The sequence below is a fragment of the Flavobacterium sp. FG19 genome, assembly GCF_057809475.1.
Window position 1 is genome coordinate 164,918 of record NZ_JBMDKA010000001.1, and the last position, 12,346, is coordinate 177,263.

At 36.1% G+C, this 12,346-nt stretch carries 8 protein-coding genes and 1 riboswitch; of the genes, 1 reads left to right on the plus strand and 7 read right to left on the minus strand.

Annotation, left to right across the window (positions count from 1 at the left end; translation table 11 throughout):
• Positions 1–12: 12 nt before the first annotated feature.
• The 7 genes from thrA to ACODST_RS00735 form a co-directional block, all read right to left on the minus strand.
• On the minus strand, positions 13–2,427 hold the full coding sequence (gene thrA, locus ACODST_RS00705; RefSeq protein ID WP_488930194.1) for a bifunctional aspartate kinase/homoserine dehydrogenase I: 2,415 nt from the start codon (positions 2,425–2,427) through the stop codon (positions 13–15).
• Between the two features lies 1 nt (position 2,428).
• Positions 2,429–3,412, minus strand: coding sequence for an alpha/beta fold hydrolase (locus ACODST_RS00710; RefSeq protein WP_488930195.1), 984 nt, complete (start codon positions 3,410–3,412; stop codon positions 2,429–2,431).
• Positions 3,413–3,490: 78 nt separating this feature from the next.
• A riboswitch (SAM riboswitch) is annotated at positions 3,491–3,598 on the minus strand.
• 190 nt (positions 3,599–3,788) lie between these two features.
• Entirely contained in the window at positions 3,789–3,980 is a 192-nt protein-coding gene (locus ACODST_RS00715) for a hypothetical protein (RefSeq protein ID WP_488930196.1), read from the minus strand.
• Positions 3,981–4,526: 546 nt separating this feature from the next.
• Positions 4,527–5,615, minus strand: a complete 1,089-nt coding sequence (locus tag ACODST_RS00720) for a homoserine dehydrogenase family protein (RefSeq protein ID WP_488930197.1) — start codon at positions 5,613–5,615, stop codon at positions 4,527–4,529.
• Between the two features lie 214 nt (positions 5,616–5,829).
• The gene (locus ACODST_RS00725) at positions 5,830–7,134 is read right to left on the minus strand and encodes an O-acetylhomoserine aminocarboxypropyltransferase/cysteine synthase family protein (RefSeq protein ID WP_488930198.1); all 1,305 of its coding nucleotides are present in this window, start codon (positions 7,132–7,134) and stop codon (positions 5,830–5,832) included.
• 56 nt (positions 7,135–7,190) lie between these two features.
• A complete protein-coding gene (locus tag ACODST_RS00730) occupies positions 7,191–7,379 on the minus strand; it encodes a hypothetical protein (RefSeq protein ID WP_488930199.1) in 189 nt (62 codons plus the stop codon).
• A 332-nt stretch (positions 7,380–7,711) separates the two neighbouring features.
• Positions 7,712–10,558 carry a TonB-dependent receptor plug domain-containing protein gene (locus ACODST_RS00735; RefSeq protein ID WP_488930200.1) on the minus strand — a complete coding sequence of 949 codons (2,847 nt, stop codon included), beginning with the start codon at positions 10,556–10,558 and terminating at the stop codon, positions 7,712–7,714.
• A 534-nt stretch (positions 10,559–11,092) separates the two neighbouring features.
• Between ACODST_RS00735 and metK the strand changes: the two genes are divergently transcribed.
• The gene (gene metK / locus ACODST_RS00740) at positions 11,093–12,343 is read left to right on the plus strand and encodes a methionine adenosyltransferase (protein WP_488930201.1); all 1,251 of its coding nucleotides are present in this window, start codon (positions 11,093–11,095) and stop codon (positions 12,341–12,343) included.
• Positions 12,344–12,346 lie beyond the last annotated feature (3 nt).

Consider the following 12,346-nt stretch of genomic DNA (forward strand, 5'->3'; position numbering starts at 1 on the left):
ATCTAAAATCAATTATCCTTTATCAGACAATCTTAAAATATCTCCAAAAACTCCTCTTGCTGTTACCGCAGAACCTGCACCGGCTCCCTGAATAACGATTGGACGGTCTCCATAAGATTCTGTGTAAATTTCGAAGAAAGAATCAGAACCTTTTAATCCGCCTAATGCCGTGTCTTTTGGTACTGAAACTAATTTTACTTCAAGATTTCCTTTATCATTCTGCAAATCTCCAGACAATTCACCAATGTATCTCAACACGTGATTTGATTGTTGATCGGCTTTTATTTTAGCATAAATTGGGTCGAATTCTTTTAATTTCGTCAGGAAATCAGCAGCGCTTCCTTCACGTAAGTGCTCCGGAATAAGATTCTGAATAGAGATTTCTTCAAATTCATTTTGTAAATCCAATTCTCTTGCCAAAATCAATAATTTTCTTCCCACGTCATTTCCGCATAAATCCTCACGCGGATCTGGTTCTGTATATCCATTATCAATTGCTTCCTGCAGGATTTCGCTAAAAGGCGCCTCTTTTGCAGAGAAATTATTGAATAAATAACTCAATGTTCCAGAGAAAACTCCTTTGATTTTTGTAATATTTTCTCCTGAAAGGTGCAATAATTTAATCGTATCAATTAACGGCAATCCTGCACCAACATTGGTTTCGTATAAATAATTCTTCTGGTTTTCGGCCAAAGCTTTTCTCAATTCCTTATAAAACCCATAGCTTAATGTGTTAGCCACCTTATTAGAAGAAATCAAATCGAAACTGCTTTCTACCAGCGTTACATAGTTTTCTACAAAGGAAGCACTGGCTGTATTGTCTACAGCAATTAAATTTTCTAAATGATACTCATTGGCATAAGCAATAATATCCTGAATAGTATAAGGTTCACCTTTGGTCTCAATGTCGTTTTTCCAGCCTGAAGTTACACCATTTTTATTTAAAAGCAGCTTTTTAGAATTGGCAATAGCAAAAACATTCAGCTTAATGTCTTTACGTTTTTCAATAGCTGAAGCCGATTCTAAAATTTGATTAATCAAAGTTCCTCCTACTAATCCGTGACCAAAAATCGCAATGTTGATTTTTTTGGAAACTCCAAAAATCTCTCCGTGAATTACATTTAAGGCTTTGTTCAGTTCTTCTTTTTTAACAACCAAACTCACGTTTTTACCCGTAACTGTGTTGTTGAATAAAATTGGAACAATTTTATTTTTAATTAATGCTGTATACGGTTTATGAAAAGTACTTAGATCCTGCCCGATAATCGAAATTACCGAAACATTATCAGTAACTGTAATCTGGTTTACGTCTTTAGAATAAAAGTCATTTTCGAACTCTTTTTCTAATTCAACCATTGCCAAAGTCGCTTTGTCTTTAGCCACAACCAGTCCGATTCCTCTTTCTGAAGAACCTTGTGAAATAATGCTTACGCTGATATTATGATCGCCCATTACCTTGAAAATACGGGCATCGACTCCGGCTTTTCCTAATAATCCGCGTCCTTCAAGATTTACAAGCGAAACATTTTCTAAAACAGAAAGCGTTTTAATTCCTTCTTTTTGAGAATTTGAAGTAATTAAAGTTCCGTGATTTTCGTGATTGAATGTATTTAAAATACGAAGTGGAATATTCTTTTCTAATAACGGAATTATCGTTTTGGCGTGCAAAATTGTTGCACCAAAATTAGCTAATTCGTTTGCTTCATTAAACGACAAAAATTCGATTTTTTTAGCGTCGGCTACTAAATCCGGATTTGCGGTATAGATTCCATCAACATGCGTAAAGTTCTGAAGCTCCTCGGCATCCAGATAGTTAGCAATTAACGAAGCAGTATAATTACTTCCGTTTCTTCCTAAAGTTGTAGTGTCGTTGTTGTTGTTTGAACCAATAAAACCGGTAACAATGTTTACCGTTTCACCATTATGAAGTTTAAAATAATTGATAACATTTTTCTTGGAAAGCTGTTCTAAAGGCTGTGCATCTCCAAATTTAGAATCGGTTTTAAGCAATTCTCTTGTATCCACAAAATTAGCAGGAATACCTTTTTCAACCAGAATAGAAGTCAGTAATTTAGCCGAAAGCAATTCTCCTTTAGACAAAATCTGGTCTTTAATTTTACTGCTGTAATCGCCTATAAGACTTACTCCTTCGAATAATTTATCTAAAATATTGAATTCTTCAGACAAGTCAACCTGCGGATAATCTGATGTCTGGTAAGCTTTAAAACTTTCTAACAGCGGTTTGTAATTACCATTTTTAGCGGCAATTCTTAAGATATCTTCTAATTCATCTGTTGCATTTCCTCTGGCAGAAACGACCACAGCAATCTGTTCGCCCTGATTTACTTTATCTGAAATGATTGAAACTACTTTGTTAAGTCCTTCTCCGTTTGATAATGATTTACCTCCAAATTTTAATACTTTCATTTTATTTTGCTATTGTTTCTGCCTTAAAAATACCGGCAAGTAAATGATCTAATTGTTTGTACTCGATTAAAAAAGCGTCATGTCCGTGAACGGAATCTATTTCGCTGTAAAAAACATTCTTTTTAAATTGCCGCAATTCATTGTAAGTCTCCAGATTTTCTTTGGGTGTAAAAAACAAATCTGAATTAATCGCCACGATATGAATTGAAGCGGGCGTTTTAGAGAGTAAGGTTTCGAAATCCTCACTATTCCTGGTAATATCTATGGTTTTAAGCAGCTGATTCATCAATTTGTAGGATGATAACTGATAGCGTTTCTGGAGTTTTTTTCCGTGATGTGCCAGCCAGCTTTCGATATTAAAAATCAAAAGATCCTGATTGATAGTTCTCTGAAATTTTTCTTTGAATGATTCCGGCGAACGGTAACACAACATAGCATGGATTCTGGCATCTTCAACCGGTTTTGACGAATTGTTTAAAATCTGTTCCTGCAGGTAACAGTTGGCAATCATCCAGTCAGTCGATTTCCAGTCGGTTGCAATAGGAATCAGGTGCTGGGTTATGTTAGGTTCCAAAGCCAGAATTTCCCAGGCAATTCCGCCGCCTACCGAACCGCCTATTATGGCAAATAGCTGCTCAATATGCAATGCCTGAAGTCCTTTAATAAAAATTCTGGCAATATCACGGGCTGTAAAATCCTGATAGTTTTCGATTATAAACGAATCGTTTCCGTTTCCGGGAACATTAAATGCTAAAACGGTGTATTGATTGGTATCGATAGTTTTGGCTTCGCCGATTAAATCACTCCACCAGCCATTTTCGCCGGTAACCTGTGCATTTCCGGTAAGGGCATGGTTAACCAGAACAATAGGAGCAGTATACAGCGGTTTGCCGGAAAGTGTAAAACTTAGCGGTAACGATGAATACAATGCACCACTTTCGGTGATGAAATCCTGAATTATAATGGGACTTGGTATATTTTCCAATTTCAAATCTTTTTACTTTTTGATTTGTATGTGGAAATATTAGAAAGAAAGTCTAGAGTGAAACTAGAAAAATTCTTGTTGTTATCTTTCCACGTTAGGCGTGGTAGAATGCAGCACCTTCTTCGAATTAACGAAGGGTTGCTAAGGATTCATCGGGTCTAATCCCTCCTCCTTTCTTTATAACATTTTCAATACGTTTTTGAACTTAACGGTGCAAATTAACTACTAATTTCTTAAACTAACAAATTTTATCGAAACTGATTGTTTAATTTCTTAAACATTATTCAGCCCGAAATTATTGTACGCACAAAATTACCGAACGTTATGCCCAGTAATCTCATGCAGGTTTTAACCTGTTATTATAATACTTTTCAACTTAAATGAAAAGGGTTTCATTTTCTTTAGAATACATCAAAAACAATAATGAATTTGGTGCTTTTCTTTCCGCTTTTTTATCTGTTTCAGCTACGCCGAAACTTGGGTGAATTAATTCGTTTACCGGCGGCGGGTTGTTTCTTTCCTCTTTGTTTTTGAAAAGTTTTTTTCTTAAGTAGTTAATTGCGCTCATGATATTAAGTTTAAGTCAGTTATTTTTTATTTATCTTATCTTTAATTCTTTGTTATGCTGTTAAAAGGAATAAAAAAACCCTTTTGGATTTTTAATACCAAAAGGGTTTAAGTTTTATATAACTTATAATTCTTTTAGTATCAACAGACGCATACACAAATACGTGCGACATTGAACATCTTGTTCATCTGTAGGGACTTATTCATTTGTGATTTGACTGTTATTTTAAAAAAATCTTGCATTTAGTATTTTTTATAAACTTTTAAGATGTGATTAAGACCTCAAAAGTGCTTATTTATTTTAACAATTTATTTTGCTTTTTAACAAATTTTAGTTTGCCTTACAAATGTGCGAATATTTTTTCAATATTCCAAGTTACAAAAGCTTATTTTTTCTTAAAAAACGTTAAAAAACAGCTTTTTATCGTTAAAAAACATCTTACAAAATTACAATTCAAAACAAAAGAAGTTTAATCTTACAAAAAAATAACTGGCTTTTCTGTTTCAATCTGTCAAAGAACCACTCACTAATATTGAAAACACGTACTTACAGCCAGACAGCTTCTTTATTTTTTATTTTTTCGGCCACTTTTAAAATATCAGTTATAACTCCTCTTGCAATGGCCTGTCTGCAGGCAGCAGCACTTTGAATTACAATTGGTGTATTGGCATAAGACTGTGTATAAATTTCAAAAACAGAATCGGAGCCTTTTAACTGCCCTATAGCCGATGTAACAGACTCTGAAACCAGTTTAACCTCTAAGGTATTTTTTTCGACATCATACTCTCCTATATACCTTAACACATGATGATCTGCCTGGGTTATCTTGGCAATTTTAAACGATTTATCGACAGCTTCTTTATTCAGTATACCGTTTTTCTCCAGATGTTCTTCTTTTATCAGGGAATTGATTTTGATATCAGAGAAATTAAATTCTTTTCCTATTTCACGGGTCAGAATCAAAAGTTTCCCTGCCGTATCATTTCCGGACAGGTCTTCTTTAAAAGTAGACCTCATCAGGCCAAGCAGACTGGCATCTTTCAAAATAGAGGAAAAAGTGTTTTCTTCAGCAGAAAAGCGGTTAAAAACATAACTCAGATTGTCCGAGAAAACACCCCTGATTTTGGTGATCTTTTCTCCTGAATAATACAAATCTCTAAGGGTCTGCAATACCGGGAATCCCGTATCAACCGAAGTTTCATACAAAAACTCTTTATCGTATTTCTTCAGGTTTTCTCTGAGCTGCTTGTAGAGATCTATCGGAAGTGTATTGGCTTTTTTATTCACTGCTACAATATTAAATCCGTTTTCAATCAGTGTGTTGTAATGCCCAATCAGTTCATCGCTGGCTGTAGCATCAACGGCAATCAGATTTTCGAATTCATTTTCTTTGGCAAATTCAATGATATCTTCTACCCTAAATGGTACCGCCAGTTCTCTGAAATTGGTTTCCCAGGCATATCCAACGCCTTCTTTCTCAAAAAAGGCTACCGTAGAATTGGTAATAATAGGAAAATGAAAATCAACATTTTTACTCTCCAGAAAAAACGCCTGACTTTCAATAATCTGATTGATTAAAGTGCTTCCTATATTTCCTATCCCAAATAGAATAATATTTATTTTAAGCTTTGACATAATTTTAATTTTTTAAAACATATCTGTATTTCATAAACGATATAAGTTATTTAAATTCATTTCATTTATTCCAGCCACTACAGTCCGTCTCTACTAAAATGAACTTATATTACTGATATAATGAATTTTTATCCGGATTTCTTTTTCATAAAAAATCACCTCTAGCAGAACTCACGCTGCTAAAGGCAATTTTTCAAACAAAAAACAAAAAAACCTAATTCTTATTGATGCTGTACTGCGATTGTGTAACACTTTCGAAAACTGCTTGTAAATCGGCAATTAAATCTTCAACATCTTCTATTCCAACTGAAAGTCGGATTAAATCTTTTGAAACTCCTGTAGATAATTGATCTTCTTCTGACAATTGCTGGTGTGTTGTGCTCGCCGGATGGATAATCAGCGATTTAGTATCTCCAATATTCGCAAGAAGAGAGAACAATCTGGTTTCATCAACTACTTTTTTAGCGGCGTCAAAGCCTCCTTTCAATCCAAAAGTAATGATACCGCTTTGTCCCTCCGGAAGGTATTCCTGAGCCAGATCATAATATTTATTTGATTTCAGTCCCGGATAATTTACCCAGACCACCTCGTCTTGTTTTTCTAACCATTCGGCCAGAATCAAAGCATTTTCACTGTGTTTTTTAATTCGGATTGGCAGTGTTTCCAAACCCTGAATAATCTGGAAAGCATTAAACGGACTCAAAGCGGCTCCAAAATCACGCAGTCCTTCGATTCTGGCTTTAGCAATAAAAGCTGCATTTCCGAGGGCTTCATGATAAATTAATCCGTGATATCCTGCTGAAGGTTCTGTAAATTCAGGGAATTTTCCGTTAGCCCAATCAAAATTTCCGGCATCGATAATAACACCCCCAAGTGAAGTTCCGTTACCGGCTATATATTTGGTTAAAGAATGAATTACAATATCGGCACCATATTTAATCGGGTTTAATAAATACGGTGTCGCAACTGTATTGTCTACTATAAAAGGCACTTTGAATGCTTTGGCTTCTGCCGAAATTGCTTTTAGATCTAATACGTCTAATTTTGGATTCCCCAGAGATTCTACAAAAAAAGCTCTGGTATTTTCTTTCGCCGCTTTGGTGAAATTTTCTGCTTTGGACGGATCAACAAAAGTAGTGGTGATTCCTAAACGCGGCAGTGTTACACTCAATAAGTTATACGTACCGCCATACAAACTATTTGACGCAACAATATGATCGCCCGCTCTTAGTAAAGTTAATAAAGTGGTTGAAATGGCCGACGCTCCCGATGCTGTTACCACGGCTCCGATTCCGCCTTCAAGGGCTGCCAGACGCTGCTCCAGCACATCATTGGTCGGATTATTTAAACGGGTATATATAAATCCGGCTTCGGCAAGACCAAACAAATTGGCCGCATGATCGGCGTTATTAAATACATAAGAGGACGTTTGGTAAATAGGTACTGCTCTGGTTCCTGAATTTTTAGTAACATCGTGTCCTGCGTGTAATGCGTTTGTTGCAAATTTTTGTGTGCTCATGATTTCTTAGTTTTTTAGATATTGTTAATACTATATATTGTGAAATGTGAATTGATTTAAGCAAAAAAGTCATCTGCTGCTTCCTCAAGATCATACATATAAAATAATAATGATTTCTCATTTTTTAAATTCTGCTCTACATGTATTCTTCTAACTTCTTTTGTAATTCCTTCTGATTTGTTATTGTCTTTTTGAGAATCGTTTCTCAATAAATATTCTACTGCTATTGAATTTAATGTTTTCATGATGTTTAATTTTTAAATTGTGGAAATGAAAAAAGCCCTTTCGGATGGCGGCCAAAAGGGCTTATAGTTTAACTATAACAAAGATTGTATCTTTTACTTTTGGCAACAGCAAGGTTGGATGCACATCTGCATCATACTACAACACATCATATTTTTTCCTGCTATTGTTTTCATTTCTATTAAAACTAATTTTCTTTTTTAAACTCGACTAATTCGATAGAGTAAATGTAATAACTATTTTTTGAACTGCCAAATAAAAGTTTGATATTTTATTATTTTTTTCAATTAAAGGTCAGCCATTCCCAATAACTATCGGGAGCAGCCGAGCTTTTTTAGAATTTAAAGCTTAAACGGGCAAATCCAAATCTTCCGTTTAATCCAAATTGTGATACCGCTCTGGAATAAGCAAACTGATTAGCATTACTCAAATCCGTACTTGGTGCCGGAGACAACGTTGGAGTTGCATTGGTAAAAGCAGGAGTTGCAGGATTATTTCTGTCCGGATAAACATCTCCTATATTGTTAAAACCAACTGTTGCTCTGAAATGTTCATTAATCTGATATCCAAAAGATAAATCGGTTACCAGTTTTGCACTGTATTCAGGATGTTCATACACAGAAGCGTATCCATCTAAGTTAACATCTGTAGCTCCCGGGTCTGTAACTTTTCCAAAATAGCTGTTTCTTAAATAAATATCCAGTTTTTTGATACTGAAAGTAGTCATTAAGTTAGCCTTTAATTTTGGAATGGCTTCTTCTAAATATACACGGCTGGATTCCGGGAAAAAGGAATATTTATAAGGATCTCCACCAGCATCGATGATAGACTGCGGCACATGCAGATCTCCTACTCTTTTTGTTTCATTAAAACTCAGCGCCAAATCGTTTCTGATAACAAAATCCTGAATCACATCATATTTCTGAGAAATCACCAGATCAACTCCTTTGGTTTCTGAATCAATTCCGTTAGTCCAGAACGAAGCTCTTTCTACTCCTTTTAAATCAAACGCCTGCTGAAACAATGTCAAAGCCTCTTTTTGTGACTGTGATGTCGCTGCATCGATCTGTGCATCAGTTGGTCTTGAATACTGACCGGATAAAACTACCCTGTCATTGATTCTGGTAAAATAAGCATCGGTTGCAATAGTAACATTAGCCTCCGGAATTTTAAAGGTAAATCCGGTACTGATGCTTTTTGATTTTTCGGGCTTCAGGTTTTCAACCCCTATACTTTTGGCTGCCTGCGAATCGTTTGTAAAATATCCAACCTGATAAGGAGACCCGTTAATAAACTGTGTTGAACTGCTTTCAAAATACTTCTGCTGTAAAGATGGCGCTCTAAAACCGGTTTGTCCTGAAATTCTCCAGTTGATATTGTCATTTAATTTTAAGAGAGAAGCCAGTTTAAAGGTTACTGTATTTCCAAAATCGGAATAGTTTTCATAACGCGCAGCTCCGTTTACGAGCCATTTGTCAGTCACATTTAACTCTAAATCAAGGTATCCGGCACCGCTTTTTCGATCTCTTTCTTTGGCATCTGAAGGCTGAAATCCTGAGAATCCTTGTGCTCCTGCTCCTCGTTTGTTACCAAAAAAATCAGTAACAATTAATGGTGAACTGCTTGGCAGAATTCCCGAAACCAGATTTCCGTTTACATCATACAAACCATAAGAAGCTTCTTCTCCCTGCTGAATCTGGTAATTCTCATATCTAAACTCTCCACCAAAAGCAACGTTTAAACCGGATAAAACATCGTATTTTCTGCTGAAATCTAAATTAGTTGTACTTTGTAAAAACGAAACTTTTCCGGCATCAAAACTAGAAGGCGAGTTTACTCCCAAAGTAGCATTGATCGTATTGTTTACATCATACTGAAAAGAGTTCGTCCCAAGATTGGTACTCAAATCAGTATCAAAACCAAATAACTGTGTGTTTACACCTACTGCTGCAGAAGCATCCAGAATTTTAGATTCTATTTCAGGTAAAAAACCGTTTTCATATACCTGTGTAAAAGTTCCTGAACCGTTTGGCAGCCTGTTGAAAGCATACGATTTACCGTTTCGGTACGAAACTCCTCCAAATGAATACAAAGAAGTCGTTTCTGTTAAAGGATATTTAGCATTGTAATAAGCCTGTCCTGAAGCTAATTCTGACTGCCCTACGCTCATATTATAATCGGCTCTTTCCTGACCTCTGTAAGAAAGCTCGTTATTGGTAACATCAAAATTCAAAGCGGTCTGCATTTGTGCAATAGTAGTGGCTGATGCAATGGCATTTTGCTGAGCTGTTGTAAAATAAGTAACCTGCGGCGCATACTGCTGCAGTGAGCTGATAATCTGTGCCGAATTAGAGGTCGTATTAATGTTACTGAAAAGTGAATTGATCTGAACCCCGTTTTGAGCTGCTCTGTTCTCAACAGCATTATAAGCATTAAAAATACCATTACTTCTGATTCCTGCACGACTGGTTGCCTGTCTGGTTACGGCAGTTCCGGTAACATTCAGAAAACTTCCCGGTTTACCTAATGAGGTTCCGTAGTTCAGATCGACCTGAGCGGTTTGTCCGTCTGATCCTCCTTTAAAATTATTGGAACCTGAAGACAAATTAGCTCCGTACTGAATTCCCCCTGTCAGATAATTGGCATTCTTCTTAAGTACAATATTAATAACTCCCGCAATAGCATCTGAACCATATTGCGCAGCCGCCCCGTCTCTTAAAACTTCAATTCTTTCGATGGCAAAAGACGGAATCGCATTTAAATCGGTTCCTACAGATCCTCTTCCCGGCGATCCGTTTATATTTACCAAAGCGCTGGTATGTCTTCTTTTTCCATTTACCAGAATTAAAACCTGATCGGGACCTAATCCTCTTAATTGTGCCGGGTCGACGTGATCTGTGGCATCGGCAGTAGAGGTTGCATTACTGGTAAACGATGGAGCCACATAATTTAAAATCTGCGTTACACTGGTCTGCGGCGCTCCTTTTGTAATATCGGCAATATTAAAAACATCAACCGGAACCGGCACATCTGTCTTCACTCTATTTTTACTTCTTGATCCGATTATGGTAACTTCTGACAGTTCATTATTTTTTAAAGTATCCTGCTCAGTTTTAGCATCCTGAGCATAAAGGCCTGAAAATGTCACAAGACCTAAAACGATTAGTACATTTTTCTTCATTTCTTTTTTACTGATTAATTAAATGTTTTTGGCTTAAAAAAAATCTTACAGCTTTAGTTTTCAAACAAAAAAAACCTCTGCGGCTGGCAGAGGTTCTATATATGTGGTTGAAATCAAACTACAACAGAGTCTCTGCGGATAATTCCGGCATCTTACAAGACATCATATTGCAAACTGTAAATTTCATTTTTGTTCTGTTCTTTTAACGAGGCAAATTTGCGAACTATTTTTCAATCAGCCAAACAAAAACCAAAATATTTTCCATTACCCTATCAAATTAGTATATTACTGTTAAATTTCTATCTGAAAAAATAAAAAAAGTTGTACTTTAATTTGCAAATCAAAATGGTTTTATACCTTTGCACCCGAATACAGAGGAAAAATTTGAACTGATTGCAACCTCTTCATAATGAAATGGTTCGTTATGGGTGCTGAAAGATAGATTTCGGCAGTAAAAAATGCTAAAGCAGATACTCTCCTTTAGCACTTTCAGCAATTACTTTTCCTCGATTAATGTTAATTTAATAAATTATTATGGCTTATTTATTTACGTCAGAATCTGTTAGTGAAGGGCATCCAGACAAAGTTGCAGATCAAATTTCGGATGCTTTAATTGACAACTTTCTGGCATTTGACGCTGACTCAAAAGTAGCATGTGAAACTTTGGTTACTACAGGTCAGGTTATTTTAGCAGGTGAGGTAAAATCTAATACTTATCTTGATGTACAACAAATTGCACGTGAAGTAATCCGTAAAATTGGATATACTAAAAGTGAATATATGTTTGAAGCGAATTCTTGTGGAATTCTTTCTGCTATTCACGAGCAGTCTGCTGATATTAATCAGGGTGTTGACAGAGCTAAGCCGGAAGAGCAAGGTGCTGGTGACCAGGGAATGATGTTTGGCTATGCTACCAACGAAACTGAAAACTACATGCCGCTGGCATTAGATTTATCTCATAAATTATTACAGGAACTAGCTATTTTAAGACGTGAAAACAAGGAAATCACCTATTTACGTCCGGATGCTAAATCTCAGGTAACTTTAGAATACAGCGACGATAACAAACCAACCCGTATTGATGCGATTGTAATCTCGACACAACACGATGATTTTGATGAAGAAGCTGCGATGTTAGCTAAAATCAAAAAAGATATTGTTGAAATTTTGATTCCAAGAATCATTGCTAAAAACCCAAAACACGCTCACTTATTCAACGATAAAATCAACTACCATATTAACCCAACAGGAAAATTCGTTATTGGAGGACCTCACGGAGATACTGGTTTAACAGGAAGAAAAATTATCGTGGATACTTACGGTGGAAAAGGTGCTCACGGTGGTGGCGCATTCTCTGGAAAAGATCCAAGTAAAGTAGACAGAAGTGCTGCCTATGCAACCCGTCATATCGCTAAAAACTTAGTGGCTGCCGGTGTTGCTGACGAAATCTTAGTTCAGGTTTCTTATGCTATTGGAGTTGCTGAGCCAATGGGGATTTTCATCGAAACTTACGGAACTTCTAAAGTTAACCTAACTAACGGTGAAATTGCTAAAAAAGTAGAAGCTATCTTCGATATGCGTCCTTACTTTATCGAACAGAGATTAAAATTAAGAAACCCTATTTACAGTGAAACAGCTGCTTACGGACATATGGGACGTAAACCTGAAACAGTTACTAAAACTTTCTCTGCTCCGGGCGGAAATGAAAAAACCGTTACTGTAGAGTTGTTTACATGGGAAAAACTTGATTTTGTTGATCAGGTAAAAACTGCTTTTGGATTATAATTC